The following is an 18291-nucleotide window of genomic DNA, read 5'->3' as shown; positions in this document are numbered from 1 at the left end:
AGCAGGCTCGCTCCCACAGGTACAGCGCAATCCTGTGGGAGCGAGCCTGCTCGCGATGGGGTCAATGCGGTTTAGCGCCGAACCTGCTTCAGGGTTTCAGCAATCAAAAACGCCAATTCCAGCGACTGATCGGCATTCATCCGTGGGTCGCAGTGGGTGTGGTAACGATCCGACAACCCATCCTCGGTAATCGGCCGCGCGCCACCGATGCATTCGGTGACGTTCTGTCCGGTCATTTCGATGTGGATGCCGCCGGCATAACTGCCTTCCGCCTCGTGAACCTGGAAGAACTGTTTCACCTCGCCAAGGATCTGCGCGAAGTCGCGGGTCTTGTAGCCGCTGCTGGCCTTGATGGTGTTGCCGTGCATCGGGTCTGAGCTCCAAAGCACCTGCTTGCCTTCACGCTGCACCGCGCGAATCAACTGCGGCAGGTGATCACCGACCTTGTTCGCGCCCATCCGCGCAATCAGGTTCAGGCGGCCCGGGTCGTTGTCCGGGTTGAGCACATCGATCAGGCGAATCAGGTCTTCAGGGTTCATGCTCGGGCCGACCTTCACGCCGATCGGGTTATGCACCCCGCGCAGGAATTCGACGTGAGCACCGTCGAGCTGACGGGTACGGTCGCCGATCCACAGCATGTGAGCCGAGCAATCGTAGTAGTCGTTGGTCAGGCTGTCGCGGCGCACGAAGGCTTCTTCGTAGTTCAGCAGCAGCGCTTCGTGGGCGGTGAAGAAACTGGTTTCACGCAGTTGCGGCGAGCTGTCCATGCCGCAGGCGCGCATGAAGGCCAGGGTTTCATCGATGCGATCGGCCAGATGGCTGTACTTCTCGGCCAGCGCCGAGTTGGCGATGAAGTCCAGGTTCCACTTGTGCACCTGATGCAGGTCGGCAAAGCCGCCTTGGGCAAAGGCGCGCAACAGGTTCAGGGTCGCGGTGGACTGGTGATACGACTGCAGCAAACGTTCCGGGTCCGGCACACGGCTTTTTTCGTCGAAACCGATGCCGTTGACGATATCGCCACGGTAGGCCGGTAGCGTCACGCCGTTGATGGTTTCATCGTTGGCCGAACGGGGTTTGGCGAACTGGCCGGCCATGCGTCCGACTTTGACCACCGGACAACCGGCGGCGAAGGTCATGACGATCGCCATTTGCAGCAACACTTTAAACGTGTCGCGAATTTTCGCGGCGGAGAATTCGGCGAAGCTTTCGGCGCAGTCGCCGCCCTGCAACAGAAACGCCCGGCCCTGGGTGACTTCGGCAAACTGACGGCGCAACTCCCGGGCTTCACCGGCAAACACCAGCGGCGGATAACTGGCCAGCGTTTGCTCGACGTGCAGCAAATGCGCTGCGTCGGGGTAATGGGGTTGTTGCTGGATCGGCAGGGCGCGCCAGCTGTCAGGGCTCCAGGGTTGGCTCATTGCAGTCTCTAGTGTTTTACGCTCGGACGGTTATGTTATCAGCAATTAGTGCGTGACCTGTTCCCGTCGCTTCGCGGACAATCGCGCTTTTGCCGCGCCACTCCGCGGTTTTAGTACGTTGCCGGGCCCGGTGACGATCAGGAGACGAAATGACTGAGGAGCGCGTCGAGCATCTGCTCGCCGAGGTACAGGATGAATTCGGCGTGATTCGCGTGCTGGAAGTGGCCGATTACCGTTTTCTGGAGTTCGGTGATGCCATCGAACAAAGCTGCGTGTTCACCGCTGACCCGAGCTGGCTCGAATACGATTACACCCGGGCGATGCTGATTGGCGCGCTATGCCACGAACAGCCCGAAAGCGCGCTGTTCCTCGGGCTCGGAGCCGGGACACTGACCCAGGCTTGCCTCAAGTTCCTGCCGCTGGAAGACGTCGAAGCCATCGAACTGCGTCCCGACGTGCCGCGCCTGGCCATCGAGTATCTGGGGCTCGATGATGATCCGCGGCTGTACATCCGCGTCGGCGATGCCCTGGAGTTGCTCGATACGGCTGAACCGGCCGATCTGATTTTCGTCGACCTCTATACCGATGTCGGGCCGGGTGTCGGGCATCTGGCCTGGGGTTTTCTGGAAAACTGTCAGAAGCGTTTGAATTCGGGTGGCTGGCTCGTGATCAACCAGTGGGCCACCGACGATGGTCGACCGTTGGGGGCGGCGTTGTTGCGCGGTCTCTATCACCGGCATTACTGGGAACTGCCAGTGAAGGAGGGCAACGTGATTCTGATTGTGCCGTCTGAGCTGGATCAGGAACTGGATTTGGATGGGCTGAGCGCTCGCGCTGAAGGCCTGGCACCGCGATTGGGGTATTCGTTGCAGTCGTTGATCAAGGCGATTCGGCCGGCGACATAAGTCGTTGTCTGTTCGGGCCTCATCGCGAGCAGGCTCGCTCCCACATGGAATCGCGGTTCAAATGTGGGAGCGAGCCTGCTCGCGAAGGGGCCATTACAGCCAATACATCCTTCAGAGACCTTTGAAAACGCCCGGCCGCTTCTCGATCATCGACTGCACACCCTCCTTGGCATCCTCGCTATTCAGCAATGTCTTCACCAGCGCCGGCAAGGCCTGAGCTGCCGCCATTTCACCCTCATAGCGCGCCTGCCGGGCAGACATCAACGTTGCCTGAACCCCCAGCGGTGCCTGCCGGGCAATCCGTTCCGCCAACTCAATGGCTCGTGGTAACAAGTCCTCGCTGGCCATGACCTCCTGCACCAACCCCAGATGCAAGGCGTCATGAGCATCGAACTCATCGCCAGTAAGCAACCAGCGCATGGCATTGCCCCAGCCGGCGACCTGATGCAGGCGTAAAGTGGCGCCACCGAACGGGAAGATCCCGCGCTGCACTTCCTTCTGCGCAAAACGAGTATTGCTGGCGCACAGGTTGATGTCGGCGGCCAGCATCAACTCGATGCCAACGGTCAGGCAGTAGCCTTGAGCCGCGACAATCACCGGTTTGCTGACCCGGGGGCCTGCGAGCACGCCCCATGGGTCACAGCCACCGGGTGGTGCCTGCCAGCCTTCGGCCAGGGCCGCGCCGGCGCTGACCAGATCGAGCCCGGCAGTGAAATGTTCGCCATGGCCGAACACCACCGCGACCCGCGCCTCGCTGTCGGCCTCGAACTCGCCATAGGCCAGGCTGAGTGCGTTGAGCAGGTCGAGGTCGAAGGCGTTGCGTTTGGCCACCCGATCCAGGCCGATCATCAGGACATGACCGTGTCGTTCACGGGTCACACGACTGGGGCTGGGCTGATTCATAGGACATTTCCTCGGGTGGGGAAGGGGGTGTCAGACCGAAGGTCTGCGTCACAAGAGTGAACCGTTTTAGCGCCATCGTCAGCAGGGCCGGGCCTTTGCAAAATAGACCGTCGTACAATTATCCGCAAAGCCCGTGACACAACGGTATGCGCCGGTTTTTTCCGATAAAAAAAGCTCCCTTTTTGGGCGAATTCCGGTATAGTGCGCGCCGGCCTTTAACCGGGCCGCGTTTAGGTAGCGCAATTCCCCGAAGCCAGCTTCGGCTGCACGTCCGCACAGCGGACTCTTCCTTGACGAATCTTTTTCATTCATTCGTTTTCGCAAATCCCCGCCGACAAAGCAGCCAGGGCGACTCTTGAGTCTTACACGGCATGCGCAGCTTTGGAGCATGGGTCTTTGCGGATGCACTTAGAGGCAGACCCATGACCCAGGAAACCGGCGGCTTCGCCGCTTTTAATCTTAATCCGAATATTCTTGCAGCCGTCATTGCGACTGGCTACGAAGAGCCTTCGGCTATTCAGCAGCAATCGATCCCGATCATCATGGCCGGTCACGACATGATTGGCCAAGCGCAAACCGGTACGGGTAAAACCGCCGCGTTCGCCCTGCCGATCCTGCACCGCATCGATCCTGCAAAGCGCGAGCCGCAAGCCCTGATCCTGGCGCCAACCCGTGAGTTGGCGCTGCAAGTAGCAACCGCTTTCGAAACCTACGCCAAGCAAATGCCGGGCGTTACCGTTGTGGCCGTTTACGGCGGCGCGCCTATGGGCCCACAACTGAAAGCAATCCGTAATGGCGCACAGATCGTTGTCGCCACGCCGGGCCGTCTGTGCGACCACCTGCGTCGTGACGAAAAAGTTCTGGCTACCGTGAACCACCTGGTTCTCGACGAAGCCGATGAAATGCTCAAACTGGGTTTCATGGACGACCTCGAAGTTATCTTCAAGGCCCTGCCTGTTACCCGTCAGACCGTATTGTTTTCGGCCACCCTGCCGCAGTCGATCCGTGCCATTGCCGAACGCCATCTGCGCGATCCGCAACACGTGAAGATCCAGACCAAGACTCAGACCGTTACCGCGATCGAACAGGCTCACCTGTTGGTTCACGCTGACCAGAAGACCTCGGCTGTATTGAGCCTGCTGGAAGTGGAAGATTTCGACGCCCTGATCATGTTCGTGCGCACCAAGCAAGCGACCCTGGACTTGGCCAGTGCCCTGGAAGCCAAAGGCTACAAAGCCGCTGCGCTGAACGGTGACATTGCTCAGAACCAGCGTGAGCGCGTGATCGAATCCCTCAAGGATGGCCGTCTGGACATCGTTGTGGCCACCGACGTTGCCGCTCGTGGTCTGGACGTTCCGCGCATCACTCACGTATTCAACGTTGACATGCCGTACGATCCTGAGTCCTACGTTCACCGTATCGGCCGTACCGGCCGTGCCGGTCGCGAAGGTCGCGCACTGCTGCTGGTGACTCCGCGTGAGCGCCGCATGCTGCAAGTGATCGAGCGTGTAACCGGTCAGAAGGTTGCCGAAGTTCGTCTGCCGGATGCCCAGGCCGTTCTCGATGCCCGCATCAAGAAACTGACCAACAGCCTGTCGCCGCTGGTCGCTGATGCCGAATCGACTCACGGTGATCTGCTGGATCGCCTGACCGCCGACATCGGTTGCACCCCGCGTGCATTGGCCGCTGCTCTGCTGCGCAAGGCAACCAACGCTCAGGCGCTGACCCTGGCCGCAATCGAGAAAGAACGTCCACTGGTGCCGAACAACGCACCGCGTGGCGATCGTCCAGAGCGTTCCGGTGATCGTCCGGACCGTGGTGATCGTGAGCGTCGTGCTCCGGTTCCATTGGCTGAAGGTCGTGCTCGTTGCCGTACCGCGCTGGGTGCGCGTGATGGTATCGCTGCCAAGAACCTGCTGGGCGCCATCCTGAATGAAGGCGGTTTGGCGCGTGAAGCCATCGGTCGCATCCAGGTGCGTGACAGCTTCAGCCTCGTCGAGCTGCCGGAAGATGGTCTGGAGAAGCTGCTGACCAAACTGAAGGACACTCGCGTTGCCGGTAAACAGTTGAAGCTGCGTCGCTACCGCGAAGATTGATCCGCTCTCGAGCTGATTGATCGAACATAAAAAATCCCCGACTGGTTCGGGGTTTTTTTTTGCCTGCTGTTTTGTGTCTTGCCTGGAGAACCGTGTCGCCCCCCTTCGCGAGCAAGCCCGCTCCCACACTGGATCTGCGTCGTACATAAATTCTGAATTCACTGAAGATCAAGTGTGTGCGGGCTTGCTCGCGAAGGGGACAACTCGGTCTACCTGTCAGCCAAAGCGATAAATGTCCATCCCCAGCGCCCTCATGGTGAACCCCTGGTGCGCAACGCTGAACTCACCCCCAGCCGCGCGGGCAAAGTACAGCGGCAGCAGATGCTCGTCACTCGGATGGTTGCGCACAGCATTCGGAGCTTGCTGACGATAGTCGTGCAACGCGGCTTCGTCGTTCGCTTCGAGTTTCTCGATCATCCAGTCGCGGAACGCCTTGGCCCAGGGTTCGACGCTTTCCGGGCCGGCGTGCCAGTCCAGTTCGCGCAGGTTGTGGGTGATGCTGCCGGAGCCGATCAACAGCACGCCGTGCTCGCGCAAGCTGGCCAAGGCATGGCCGACGCGAGTTTGCAGGGCAGGGCCGCCACGGGTGGGCAGCGAGACCTGCACCACCGGGATGTCAGCCTGCGGATACATCAACGACAAGGGCACCCAAACGCCATGGTCGAACGGTCGTTGGGGGGCGATGCGCGCCGGCAGGCCATCGGCCTTCAGCCGCTCGACCACCTCCGCTGCCAGTTGCGGATTGCCGGGGGCCGGGTATTGCACCTCGAACAAGGCCTTGGGAAAGCCGCCGAAGTCGTGCCAGGTTTCAGGCTGAGGGTTGCCGCTGACCAGTAGTTCGCTGCTTTCCCAGTGCGCGGAAACCATCACGATGGCTTTAGGTTTCGGCAATGCCGCGGCCAGACGCGCAAGGGCCGGCCCACTGGCGCCAGGTTCCAGGGCTAGCATCGGGGAGCCATGAGAGATATACAGGCTGGGGAACATGAATGAGCTCCTGAGAGTAAGATGGCACCATCTTCAGTCAGATCATTGATCTAAATCTAATATAAGTTTTAGGGTCTTTTGATCGAATTTTTCGGGGTTAATTATGCAGCCGGAGTTTTGGCACAAACGATGGGCGTCGAATCAGATCGGCTTTCATCTGCCGGAAGTGAATCCTTATCTGCAACGGTTCTGGCCAGCGCTGAGCCTGGAAGAGGGCGCTCGCGTGCTGGTGCCGCTGTGTGGGAAAAGTCTGGATCTGTTGTGGCTGGCGCACCAAGGTCATGAGGTCTTGGGGATTGAGCTGTCGGAAAAGGCCGTGGAGGATTTTTTCAGTGAGCATCAATTTGACCCGGACGTCAGTGAGCAGGGGCCGTTCAAGGTCTACCGTGCCGGTTCAATCGAGTTGTGGTGTGGCGATTTCTTTGAGTTGACGGCAGGCGATGTCGCCGACTGCAGCGGGCTGTACGACCGCGCGGCGTTGATTGCCCTGCCGCCGGCGATGCGCGCGCAATACGCGGCTCATCTGATTCGGATTCTGCCGAAGGATTCTTTAGGGCTTTTGATTACGCTGGATTACGACCAGGCGCAAATGGACGGGCCGCCGTTTGCTGTGCTTGATGACGAAGTGCAACGGTTGTTCGGCAATCTGTGGGCGCTGAAGATTCTGGAAGACCAGGACGTCCTGGGTGAGAGCTGGAAGTTTCTTGAGGCCGGTGTCACGCGGCTTGAAGAGCGGGTTTATCGGGTTTCCAGCATATAGATTTGTGTTGTTTGTACCGGCCCCATCGCGAGCAGGCTCGCTCCCACATTAGGCAGCGTCCGTCTGAGCGACTCGGTCCACTGTGGGAGCGAGCCTGCTCGCGATGGGGCCAGAATGAGCACCACAACATTCAAGCAGACAAAAAAAGGCCCGCATTCACTGCGGGCCTTTTCTGTTTTAGTGCGGAGCCTGTCAGCCCCGACGACGCAGTGCGTCGATACGTTCTTCCAGCGGCGGGTGGCTCATGAACATACGGGCGAACCCTTGTTTGAGACCGCCGTTGATGCCGAAGGCATTCAGCGTATCCGGCATGTGTACCGGCAGCCCTTGTTCTGCACGCAGACGCTGCAGGGCACCGATCATTGCGCTGGTACCCGCCAGGCGCGCGCCCGCTTCGTCCGCACGGAACTCACGTTTGCGCGAGAACCACATGACAATGGCGCTGGCCAGAATACCCAGAACCAGTTCGGCGAAGATGGTCGCCACGTAGTAGGCGATACCCTGGCCTTCTTCGTTCTTGAAGATCACCTTATCGACAAAGTTACCGATGATCCGGGCGAAGAACATCACAAAGGTGTTCACCACGCCCTGGATCAACGCCAGGGTGACCATGTCGCCATTGGCCACGTGGCCGATTTCGTGGGCCAGAACGGCTTTCACTTCATCCGGCGAAAAACGCTCGAGCAAGCCCTGGCTGACCGCGACCAGTGCGTCGTTCTTGTTCCAGCCGGTGGCGAAGGCGTTGGCTTCATAGGCCGGGAAAATCCCGACTTCGGGCATCTTGATCCCGGCTTCGCGGGACAATTGCTCGACAGTTTGCAGCAGCCATTGCTCGTGCCGGGTGCGCGGCTGGCTGATGATCTGGGTGCTGGTACTCATTTTCGCCATCCACTTGGAGATGAACAGCGAGAACAGGGAACCGGCGAAACCAAAGACCGCACAGAAAATCAGCAGCTGATTGAGGTTGAGATCAACCCCATTGGCCGCCATGAACCCGTTGAAGCCGAAAAGGCTCAGGGTGATGCTGGCAATCAGCACGACCGCCAGGTTAGTGGCCAAAAACAGCAAAATGCGCATCATGGTTGTAGAAATCTCCTCGTGCTAAATATGTAGCGTACTGCGGGGTATATAAGGTGCTGCACCGGGCTATTCAACTGAGTGACTATTTCAAACTGTGTCCTACGGCAACAGTCTAGCGGCTTGAAGGGCATTTCCGACGTAGGCATGGGAAACCGTTGTCAGCCAATTAGCGTCGCAGGCCCCCGCCGTTGTTAGGCGCGGGCATGAAACGTGTCGTCAGTCAGCGCTTGAAACAGCAATGCAGGGTAGGGTGCAAAGATATGTTGCTGAATTAATCACCGTGCGACTTTAACCAGCGTCGCACGGTGACAGGCCACTTACTGGCGATAGGATTTGAGGAAGTTACCGATCCGGCCAATCGCCTGATCCAGGTCGTCGAGTCGTGGCAGGGTGACCACACGGAAGTGGTCCGGCCATGGCCAGTTGAAGGCTGTGCCTTGTACCACCAGCAGCTTCTCCGAGAGCAGCAGATCGAGCACGAATTTCTCGTCGTTGTGGATCGGGCAGACTTTCGGGTCGATCCGCGGGAATGCATACAGCGCGCCCATCGGCTTGACGCAGCTCACGCCCGGAATGTCGTTGAGCAGTTCCCAGGTACGATTGCGCTGTTCCAGCAGACGCCCTTGCGGCAGCACCAGATCGTTGATGCTCTGATAGCCGCCCAGCGCGGTCTGGATAGCGTGCTGGCTCGGCACGTTGGCACACAGGCGCATGTTGGCCAGTATGTCGATGCCTTCGATGTAGCTCTGTGCGTGGTGTTTCGGACCGGAAATGGCGATCCAGCCGGAACGGAAGCCGGCCACGCGATAGGACTTGGACAGACCGTTGAACGTCAGGCACAGCAAGTCTGGCGCCAGTGAGGCGGTGCAGATATGCACGGCGTCGTCGTACAGGATCTTGTCGTAGATTTCGTCGGAGAACACCACCAGATTGTGCTGACGGGCCAGTTCCAGCATGCCCAGCAGCACTTCCTTCGAATACACCGCGCCGGTCGGGTTATTCGGGTTGATGATCACCAGTGCCTTGGTGTTCGGGGTGATCTTGGCCTTGATGTCGGCCAGGTCCGGCCACCAGTTGGCCTGCTCGTCGCACAGGTAATGCACCGGGTTGCCGCCCGCCAGGCTTACTGCGGCGGTCCACAGCGGATAGTCGGGAGCCGGCACCAGCACTTCGTCGCCGTTGTTGAGCAGGGCCTGCATCGACATCACGATCAGCTCGGAAACGCCGTTGCCCAGGTAGATGTCTTCAATGCCGACGCCTTCCACCTGCTTTTGCTGGTAGTACTGCATCACGGCCTTGCGGGCGCTGAACAGGCCCTTGGAGTCGCTGTAGCCTTGGGCGGTCGGCAGGTTGCGGATCACGTCCTGAAGGATTTCATCCGGCGCTTCGAAGCCAAAGGGTGCCGGGTTGCCGATGTTCAGCTTGAGGATGCGATGACCTTCCTCTTCCAGGCGTTTGGCGTGCTTGAGCACTGGGCCGCGAATGTCGTAGCAGACGTTGGCGAGCTTGTTCGATTTGCTGACCTGCATGGCGATGTGTTCCCGAAAATGAACGATCCAGACGGCGTATGAACGACCGTACTGGTAATCCTGCGTATTCACACAGGCCTGACGCCTTGAGTGGCGGCACTCATAATCCGTTTGAATGCGCGTGGTCTGGCTGCCAGACTGGCGTTTGACGAGGCGCAATCATACGTGCCGCCCGATCCGTGGAAAAGGTACAGATCGGGCTTTTTCAGCTGCTGAGGTGTGATGATGGAAAAGTTGGAAAAAACCCTGGAAGAATGGCGGGCCATGCTCGATCCGGAGCAGTATAACGTTTGCCGCCTCAAGGGCACCGAGCGGCCATTCTCCGGTAAGTACAACGACAGCAAGGTCGACGGTGTTTACCACTGCATCTGCTGCAACGCGCCGCTGTTCGATTCCAAGACCAAATTCGATTCCGGCTGCGGCTGGCCGAGCTTCTACGCGCCGATCGGCGACAGCGCCATGGTCGAGATTCGTGATGTCAGCCACGGCATGATCCGCACCGAAGTGGTCTGCGCCACATGCGATGCTCACCTGGGGCATGTGTTCCCGGACGGTCCGCCGCCCACTGGCCTGCGTTATTGCATCAACTCGGTGTGCCTGGACCTCGTTCCCCGCGAATAATCTGCATCGGTATCTTGCTGATGTCGCAAATGTAATGTGCATGTAGGAGCTGCCGAAGGCTGCGATCTTTTGATCTTCAGCGGTCCCGAAAAGATCAAGATCAAAAGATCGCAGCCTTCGGCAGCTCCTACGGTGGAGGTTGTGCGTCAGGCATCTATTGGTTTATTAAATTGCACACAATTCAATTGCTCGCTATGTTTGGTCTTTGTTCTTCCATTCGGAGTTCGTGCCATGAGTGACAACCTGCTGAGCATCCCTTGCACCACCATCAAGGGCGAGCAAAAGACCCTGGCCGATTTCGCCGGCAAAGCGGTGCTGGTGGTCAACACCGCCAGCAAATGCGGGTTCACCCCGCAGTACAAAGGCCTTGAAGAGCTGTGGCAGACCTACAAGGATCAAGGCTTGGTGGTGCTCGGCTTTCCCTGCAATCAGTTTGGCAAGCAAGAGCCGGGCAACGAGGGGGCAATTTCCGAGTTCTGCGAGTTGAATTACGGGGTGAGTTTCCCGCTGTTCAAGAAGATCGAAGTGAATGGTGCCGACGCCCATCCGCTGTTCGTTCAACTGAAAAAGCGCGCACCGGGCGTGCTGGGTTCCCAAGGTATCAAGTGGAACTTCACCAAGTTCCTGATCGGCAAGGACGGTCAGTTGGTCAAGCGCTTTGCTCCGGCGACCAAACCGCAGGACTTGAGCCGCGAGATCGAAGCCCTGCTCAAATGAACACGTTGTCAGTTGATTCGCTGAAGCTTGACAGTCAGCTCTGCTTCAAGCTGTATGCGGCTTCTCGGGCGGTGATCCGTGCCTATAAGCCGATGCTCGATCAGTTGGGCCTGACCTACCCGCAATACCTGGCGATGCTGGTGTTGTGGGAATGGCAGGAGGCAGCGCCGGAGCAGCCGACGGTCAAGGCCTTGGGTGAGCGCCTGGCGCTGGATTCCGGGACCTTGACGCCGCTGCTCAAACGACTTGAGCAACTGCAGATGGTGCAGCGTCAGCGTTCGGCGCGCGATGAGCGTGAGGTGCATTTGAGCCTGTCGCCCGCCGGCAAGGCGTTGCGCGATCAGGTCGGGCCGCTCAAGGCCCGGCTGTTGTGCGATAGCGGCGTCGATCTTGATCGTCTGAATGATCTGCGCGATGGCCTTGATCACCTGCTGGGGCAAATCAAAGCGCTGTCATAGTGGGTATCCACAAGTCGAGCAGGGCGGCCAGTTCTTCTCGGCGGAAGGGTTTGGCCAGGTAGTCACTCATGCCCGCCGCACGGCAGCGTTCGCGTTCTTCGGACATGGCGTTGGCGGTCAGGGCGACGATGGGCAGCTGTGGCCAACGCCCGCTGCGACGGATCTGCCGACTGGCTTCATAGCCGTCCATCACTGGCATGTTGCAGTCCATCAGCACCAGATCGAATTCGCTCTGCTCAAGCTGATCCAGCGCTTCGCCACCGTGGGCCGCGACGCTCACCTCGCAACCGAGTTTTCCGAGCATTCCCTTGGCCACCAACTGATTGACCGGATTGTCCTCCACCAGCAGGATGCGTCCGCGTCGCTGGGGTGAGATGGCTTCGATCCGGGCACCGTTGATCGTGGTGAGTTCCGGCTGCAAGATCCGCCGCAATGCCTGATAAAGCGCGTTACGCGCCAAAGGCCGCGCCTGCTGCTGCAAAGGCGCCAGGGCGTTGGCTTGCTCGCCGGGCAGGAAACTGCCGTAAGCGGTCACCAGCAGAATCGGCGCGGTGAAGGTAGGACGCAGGCCAAACAGGCATTCGGGGCAGTCAGTGATCAGCACATCCGGCTGCAGACCGATCAACCGGTCATCGATGGAGCGCTGCTGATAGTCGAGCCCCCAGCCGGGTAACAGACTGCTCAACAATTCCGCCAGACCGCTGCTGGCGGCGGTAATCGCGACGATGTTGCCCCGCAGTGCGGCCGGAGAAATGGCCCGGGTATGGCAGGGCAGGGGCAGGTCGGCGCAGAACTGGCTGCCGAAGCCCGCTTCCGAGCTGATTGTCAGACGCCCTTGCATGGCTTCGCAGAGGCTATAAGTCAGCGCCAGGCCCAAGCCCGTCCCGCCAAATTGCCGGGTAATGCCGGCACCGGCCTGGGTGAACGGCTGGAAGATTTTGACCTGCGCATCCTGGGCGATGCCGATACCAGTGTCGCAGACTTCGATCCGTACGCCGTCTTCGAACATAGAAAGACGCACATCGACCCGCCCGAAACGGGTGAATTTGAGGGCGTTGGACAACAAGTTGCTGACGATCTGCCGGACCCGGGTCGGATCGCCGAGCACCAGTGCGGGAAATTGCGGGTCGATCAGACATGCCAGCTCGACACTCGGCGCGGCGTTCTGGGACAGCAGGTTGGCGGTGTCTTCGATCAGCGAACCAAGGTCGAATGGAATGTGTTCGAGTTCGAGTTGGCCGGCATCGAACTTCGACAGGTCGAGAATATCGTTGAGCAGTTCCACTAGCACTTTGCCCGAGTCATGGGCGATGGACAGCTGTTGCTGCTGCTCGGCATTGAGCGGGCCGTCCAGCGAGAGCGCGATCATCCCCAGCAGACCGTTGAGGGGCGTGCGGATTTCATGGCTCATGTTGGCCAGGAACACCGAGCGCGCTTCGGCCATGTCCAGGGCAGTGCTGCGGGCGACTTCCAGTTCCTCGTTGGATTGGCTGAGGCGGGTATTGATCGCCTTGAGTTCCGCGGTGCGGGCCGAGACGATGTTTTCCAGTTGCGAGAGGTAGTCGGTCAGGCGGTTTTCGGCGTTGCGCCGCTGCTGGATTTCGGTGGCAATGTTTTCGAACTGCTGATTGGCGACCTCGACCAAGACCCCGATTTCATCGTTTTCATGCCCCGTTGGACACTCCAGCAACGTCGGTTCCGCGCTGCGCGGATCACGGCCGCTGAGTTCGCGGATAACACGCACCAGCGGTTTGGTCAGCATCACGTAAAACAATGCCAGCAGAATGCCCGTGAGAATCAGGCTGCGCGCGAAGCCGTTGAGCAGGGTCACTTCGGCCCGGCGCAGGAAACGACTGCCAAAGGTGTAGGTATCGACTTCCAGGCGCAAGGTCCCGAGGGATTCGTCCGGCAAGTGGTCCAGGTAAAGGCGGTCTTCGAACTGCCGGTTGGCGCCGAACAGGAAGTCGCTGATCATCCGGTCATTGTTTTCCAGACCCGGACGTTTGACGCTGGCCAGCACGGTACTGTTGTTGTCGGTCAATTGCGCGCCGATGATTGCCGGGGAGCGCAACAGGCCCAGGGCCAGTTCCTGAGCGAGTTCGGCATCGATGTTGTAGGCGATGCGGGATGCGGGGTTATGGCTGATTTCCAGCAAGGACAGTATTTCGCGGTTGATAGAGGCGTCTTCGCTGGCATAATCGATGCCTATTTGCAGCAGGCTGAGCAGCGTGCCCAGAATGAAGCCGGCCAGCACCGTAATCCTGGCCTGTTTGTACGACAGCCGGTGGCTGAACTTGATATCCATGAGATGTTGAACCACTTCCGTTTCCCTTCGCTGCTCAAGCATAGTCGATCATCAATGGATACCGATGTTCTCGCAGAACACCCATAGGGGGTGTAGGCGCTGTGTTTCGTCGTTGTACCGCCATCATTACCGTGAACGTGCCCGAGGAGAAGACGTGGATTCCCGATTGAATGCTTTTCTTGAACGCGCCAATGCCGTTCTGGCCCGTATCGAGCCGTTGCTTCCCGCGCCTCGACAAGCCATCGACTGGACGCACTGCCTGGCCGCACGCTGGCAGCGCGAGGGGCGCAGCGGTTTTCTGTTGCCGCTGCAAGTCAGCCTGGACACGCGTTTGACCGACTTGATCGGCGTTGACCGGCAACTGGAGCAACTGGGCCGCAACACCCGACAGTTTCTCGACGGCATGCCCGCCAACCACGCTTTGCTCTGGGGCTCGCGTGGCACCGGTAAATCGTCGCTGGTGCGCGCCTTGCTGTCGGAACACGCCAAGAGCGGCCTGCGGCTGATCGAGATCGAACGCGATCACCTGGCGGACTTGCCGCGCGTGGTCGAGCTGATCGCCAAGTTGCCTCAACGTTTTGTGCTGTTCTGCGATGACCTGTCGTTCGAGTCGGGCGAGGGCGATTACCGCGTGCTCAAGAGCGTGCTCGATGGTTCGCTCGAACAGGCGCCAGACAACGTTCTGCTGTACGCCACTTCCAACCGCCGCCATCTGGTGCCGGAAAAGGAAAGCGATAACGAGAACTGGAAAAGGGTCGATGGCGAACTCCATCCCAGTGAGGCGGTGGAAGACAAGATCGCGCTGTCGGACCGTTTTGGTCTGTGGCTGTCGTTCTATCCGTTTACTCAGGAGCATTTCCTCAACGTCGTCGAACACTGGATCGGCCAATTGGCCGACAAGGCCGGCCTTGAGTGGCAGCGTGACGAAGAGCTGGACATCCTCGCAGTGCGCTGGGCCACGGGCCGGGGCAATCGCAACGGACGTTGCGCGTATCAATTTGCCCGCTATTGGGTCGGGCTGAAGCTGTTGGAGCACAAGGCATGATCGATTTACAAAAGAGCGGCCAAGGCCTGGAGGGCTACGGCATGCTATGGGCACAGCTGGAATCGCTGCTGGCAGACGAGCGTGATTTTATCGCGAACGCCGCACAATTTTCGGCGTTTCTGTTCAACCAGCTCGATGACCTGAACTGGGCCGGTTTCTACCTTAATCGCAACGAAGAACTGGTGCTTGGCCCGTTTCAGGGGCAGATCGCCTGTGTACGGATTCCATTCGGTCGCGGTGTGTGCGGGGCGGCGGCGGTCACCTTGCAGACTCAACGGGTTGAAGACGTACATGCGTTCCCCGGGCACATCGCGTGCGACAGTGCCTCGAACAGCGAACTGGTAGTGCCGCTGGTCAAGGACGGTCGACTGATCGGCGTTCTGGACCTCGATAGCCCGAAACTCGCGCGTTTTACCGCTGACGATCAGGCCGGTATCGAACAACTGGCGGCGATTTTCCTGCGTCTGACCGACTGCTGATCAGACCATCAAGCCGGCCTTGATCAGAAGGCTTGACGGGTCGACCGCATCAATCTGTCGTGGGTCGAGAAAACGCTTGGCGTACTGCAAGTAGACTTCGTCGTTGATGAACAGCCCGAACAACTCGGCGTCGATGTGGGCGTCACGGCACATGGTGGCCATGATGCCCAGCGCTTCGCTCAAGGACTTGGCTTTTTTGTAGGGGCGATCGGCGGCGGTCAGCGCTTCGAAAATATCGGCAATCGCCATCATCCGCGCCGGCAAGCTCATGTCTTCGCGCTTCAACCGTTTGGGATAACCGGTGCCGTCCATTTTTTCGTGGTGGCCGCCAGCGATCTCCGTGACGTTATTGAGGTGGCCGGGGAAAGGCAGGTGACTGAGCATCAGAATCGTCTGCACCATGTGATGATTGATGATGTAACGCTCCTCGCGGGTCAGGGTGCCTCGGGTGATGCTCAGGTTGTAGAGCTCGCCCCGGTTGTACTTGTAGCGTGGCACGTCGAGCTTGAACCCCCACGGATTGTCGGCCGGGATCAGTTCGCTGTCTGCCCGTTCGATCAGGTGTTCGGGTTTATCCGCCAGCAGCGACTCGCTGATCGGCAGGGTCGGCGTTGGGGTGCGGGCCTGGCGACGGTTCTCTTCCCATGAAACTCCAAGTCGATCATCCAGGGTTCGGGTCCAGGTGCGTTGGGCGATGGTGTTCAGGCGTTGCAGATCGGCCTCGGCCATGGCCTCGCTGCCGAGGTTGCAGCGGGCGATGAACGCGAAATCATCATCCAGCGCCGCCAGGTTCGCATTGCGCAATTGCGCCAGATGCTGCTCGTCACCTCCCAGGGCGATGGCCTGCCAATAGTTGATCCAGGCATCACGCTTGAGCACTTCGAAACGGGTGCGGATTTCGTGGATGCGATCGTTCAGGGTCTCAAGCTTCGTGGCTTTATCGACCACGTATTCGGGCGTAGTGACCTTGCCGCAATCATGCAGCCAGGCAGCGATGTGCAGGGTTTCCCACTCATCTTCGGTGGGCTGATAACTGCTGAAGGCCGGGTCCTGACTGGCGGCAGCGGCCTGCGCCAGCATCAGCGTCAGTGCCGGCACCCGCTGGCAGTGCCCGCCGGTATAGGGACTCTTGGCATCGATCGCGCCAGCCAGCAGTTGAATAAAGGAGTCCAGCAGCTGTTTCTGTTTGGCTTGCAGGCGCTGACTTTCGATACTCACGGCGGCTGCACCGGAAACCGCCTGGAGAAACGCGATGCGGTCCGGGCGAATTTTTTCCAGGTCGTCCTGCGTGCCGCTGTCGGCCAGCAGCAGGACCAGCAGCCCGACGGTTTCGTTATGACGATTGTGCAGCCGGATACCGATCAGATGAACCCGTGGGCACTCCAGTGCGAGCAAAACCTTCTGCAAATCCCCCGCTTCTTCGAAACCCAGGCTGGTGACGACATTGTTGGCGCTCGACAATTTCTGCATCCATTGAGGGCTCTGCGGATCCTGAGGCGTGTGTCCTTGAATGGCGAATGACGGCAATGCCTGTGAGCTGCCATTGATGACCAGCGCATGGGGCTCCACGCGATCGTCATCACTTTCGCGCAGGTAAAGCAGACCGGCCTGGGCCTGGCCGATCTTTACGGTTTCAAACAACACCCGTTGCAGCAGCGGGGCGAAACGGGTCTCGGCGCTCAGGCTGTCGGTGATCTGGAAAAAACTCGCCAGGGTGTCTTTCATGCGCGCCATCGACACGCTCAATTGGTCGACTTCAAGCACCGGCGAGCGACGGGAGGCCGGAAAATTGAAATCGAAACTACGAATCGCATCGGCTTCCTGCACCAGGGCGTGCAAGGGTTTGACCAGGATTCTCGAGGTCAGCCAACCCATCGGCAGGCACAACAGCAGCGTCGCCAGGGCAATCAATGCGCCTTGCCAGCGCATACGGTAGGCATCGATGAGCAATTCATCCTCAGGCACCAGCAGCGCCAGTTGCAGTCCCTGCGGGCCACCCTCCTGGATACTGCTGCGCGCCACGATCCATTGGCGGCCTGCTGTGTTCAGGCGTTTGACCTTGGGGGGGCTGCTGAGCAGGGCCGCGAGTGTGGGGCTCAGGTCTGCGGCTTTGATCAACCGGGCCGTCTGCTCGTCGACAATCAGTTTGCTGCTGTCGGGGTAGGCGATGGCATTACCCTGGGCATCGAACAGCACAATTTCAGTACTGGGGGTCACCAAATGTTCGGCCAGTGTCGCGGACAGTTCAGCCAGCGTGAGGTCGCCCCCTATCACCGCCTGCTCGCCGCTGCGCCGGGCCAGTGTGGTGCCGACGTTGTGGGTGGAGAAAAAAAGGTAGGGTTCGGTGGTGATCTGATCACGGTCGCCGCGGGCACTGGAGAACCAGGCGCGGGTACGAGGATCGTAAGTTTCGTCGGTGTTGTCGTGACGGCTGATGAGGGCCAGGTTCTGATCGAAAAACAATGATTGGGAGCGGATCTGATCGCTGCCTGGGTGCTCGATGCTCCACACCTCATACGCCGCATTGTCTGGTGCCTTCACCAGTGTTTTCAGGGCGCCGGTGCGCAAAGGACGAACCATGAAGAAGTCGCCATTGCTGTAACCCAGATAGAGCGAGGCCAGATCGGCGTTGTCCTTGAGTGATTGGCTGAAGGGCTTGAGCAACGCCAGGCGCTGCTCAAGGTCGGGCGCCTGGGTCGCCGGATTGTCCGCCAGCAAGCTCAGCAGATGGCGAATCGGCTGATAGGTGCGATGCAGGTCCAGGCGGACATCCTGCTCGATACGGTTGAAGAGTTTTTCGCTGCTGGAAAGAATGATCTGGGTGGTTTGCCGATAGTTGAAAATGCCCAGTACCACCCCGGTCAGTAACAACAGGAAGGTGAACATCACGCTGATGTGGATGTGCAAAGGGAACCGGCGTTGATCCGGGTGCAGTGGGCTGGGCATTGCAGCTTTCTCCATGATGATTAACACACTGCTCAGCCCTCAAGC

At 59.4% G+C, this 18291-nt stretch carries 15 protein-coding genes; 8 read left to right on the top strand and 7 right to left on the bottom strand.

Features of this window, described 5'->3' with window-relative positions; all coding sequences use genetic code 11:
* Positions 1–71 precede the first annotated feature (71 nt).
* The gene (locus BK662_RS08430) at positions 72–1418 is read right to left on the bottom strand and encodes a class II 3-deoxy-7-phosphoheptulonate synthase (RefSeq protein ID WP_123357693.1); all 1347 of its coding nucleotides are present in this window, start codon (positions 1416–1418) and stop codon (positions 72–74) included.
* 149 nt (positions 1419–1567) lie between these two features.
* Here BK662_RS08430 and BK662_RS08425 point away from each other — a divergent pair, with 149 nt between their 5' ends.
* A complete protein-coding gene (locus tag BK662_RS08425; protein ID WP_123357692.1) occupies positions 1568–2323 on the top strand; it encodes a spermidine synthase in 756 nt (251 codons plus the stop codon).
* A gap of 111 nt (positions 2324–2434) precedes the next feature.
* On the opposite strand, the gene BK662_RS08420 is transcribed toward BK662_RS08425, so the two are convergent.
* On the bottom strand, positions 2435–3226 hold the full coding sequence (locus BK662_RS08420; protein ID WP_123357691.1) for a crotonase/enoyl-CoA hydratase family protein: 792 nt from the start codon (positions 3224–3226) through the stop codon (positions 2435–2437).
* A 422-nt stretch (positions 3227–3648) separates the two neighbouring features.
* Here BK662_RS08420 and BK662_RS08410 point away from each other — a divergent pair, with 422 nt between their 5' ends.
* Positions 3649–5322 (top strand): DEAD/DEAH box helicase, encoded by a 1674-nt coding sequence (locus tag BK662_RS08410; protein ID WP_123357690.1) that lies wholly within the window; start codon positions 3649–3651, stop codon positions 5320–5322.
* A 216-nt stretch (positions 5323–5538) separates the two neighbouring features.
* Here BK662_RS08410 and BK662_RS08405 read toward each other — a convergent pair whose 3' ends face one another.
* Positions 5539–6306: a DODA-type extradiol aromatic ring-opening family dioxygenase gene (locus tag BK662_RS08405; protein ID WP_123357689.1), complete on the bottom strand. Its 768-nt coding sequence runs from the start codon at positions 6304–6306 to the stop codon at positions 5539–5541.
* A 103-nt stretch (positions 6307–6409) separates the two neighbouring features.
* Between BK662_RS08405 and BK662_RS08400 the strand changes: the two genes are divergently transcribed.
* The gene (locus BK662_RS08400; RefSeq protein ID WP_123357688.1) at positions 6410–7066 is read left to right on the top strand and encodes a thiopurine S-methyltransferase; all 657 of its coding nucleotides are present in this window, start codon (positions 6410–6412) and stop codon (positions 7064–7066) included.
* Positions 7067–7258: 192 nt separating this feature from the next.
* Here the strand turns inward: BK662_RS08400 and htpX are convergent, their stop codons facing one another.
* A complete protein-coding gene (htpX, locus tag BK662_RS08395; protein WP_007895034.1) occupies positions 7259–8146 on the bottom strand; it encodes a protease HtpX in 888 nt (295 codons plus the stop codon).
* A 317-nt stretch (positions 8147–8463) separates the two neighbouring features.
* Complete coding sequence (locus tag BK662_RS08390) at positions 8464–9675, bottom strand: pyridoxal phosphate-dependent aminotransferase (RefSeq protein WP_052964158.1); 1212 nt, start codon at positions 9673–9675, stop codon at positions 8464–8466.
* Between the two features lie 225 nt (positions 9676–9900).
* Here BK662_RS08390 and msrB point away from each other — a divergent pair, with 225 nt between their 5' ends.
* The 3 genes from msrB to BK662_RS08375 all read left to right on the top strand — a co-directional run bounded on the left by msrB (position 9901) and on the right by BK662_RS08375 (position 11471).
* A complete protein-coding gene (msrB, locus tag BK662_RS08385) occupies positions 9901–10296 on the top strand; it encodes a peptide-methionine (R)-S-oxide reductase MsrB (protein WP_123357687.1) in 396 nt (131 codons plus the stop codon).
* Between the two features lie 231 nt (positions 10297–10527).
* Positions 10528–11013 (top strand): glutathione peroxidase, encoded by a 486-nt coding sequence (locus BK662_RS08380; RefSeq protein WP_008009392.1) that lies wholly within the window; start codon positions 10528–10530, stop codon positions 11011–11013.
* A complete protein-coding gene (locus BK662_RS08375) occupies positions 11010–11471 on the top strand; it encodes a MarR family winged helix-turn-helix transcriptional regulator (RefSeq protein WP_123357686.1) in 462 nt (153 codons plus the stop codon). Before BK662_RS08380 ends, BK662_RS08375 begins: the two co-directional genes overlap by 4 nt.
* Here the strand turns inward: BK662_RS08375 and BK662_RS08370 are convergent.
* Complete coding sequence (locus tag BK662_RS08370; RefSeq protein ID WP_123357685.1) at positions 11455–13776, bottom strand: hybrid sensor histidine kinase/response regulator; 2322 nt, start codon at positions 13774–13776, stop codon at positions 11455–11457. The two genes, BK662_RS08375 and BK662_RS08370, sit on opposite strands and share 17 nt — an antisense overlap.
* A 154-nt stretch (positions 13777–13930) precedes the next feature.
* On the opposite strand from BK662_RS08370, the gene BK662_RS08365 reads away from it, so the two are divergent.
* The gene (locus BK662_RS08365) at positions 13931–14821 is read left to right on the top strand and encodes an ATP-binding protein (protein WP_123357684.1); all 891 of its coding nucleotides are present in this window, start codon (positions 13931–13933) and stop codon (positions 14819–14821) included.
* A complete protein-coding gene (msrC, locus tag BK662_RS08360) occupies positions 14818–15300 on the top strand; it encodes a free L-methionine (R)-S-oxide reductase MsrC (RefSeq protein ID WP_123357683.1) in 483 nt (160 codons plus the stop codon). The genes BK662_RS08365 and msrC overlap by 4 nt, the downstream gene beginning before the upstream one ends.
* On the opposite strand, the gene BK662_RS08355 is transcribed toward msrC, so the two are convergent.
* Positions 15301–18246: an HD domain-containing phosphohydrolase gene (locus BK662_RS08355; protein WP_123357682.1), complete on the bottom strand. Its 2946-nt coding sequence runs from the start codon at positions 18244–18246 to the stop codon at positions 15301–15303.
* Between the last annotated feature and the right edge of the window lie 45 nt (positions 18247–18291).

Source organism: Pseudomonas frederiksbergensis (assembly GCF_003732275.1).
Lineage (GTDB): Bacteria > Pseudomonadota > Gammaproteobacteria > Pseudomonadales > Pseudomonadaceae > Aquipseudomonas > Aquipseudomonas frederiksbergensis_H.
This window is presented reverse-complemented; position numbering and strand designations above follow the sequence as displayed.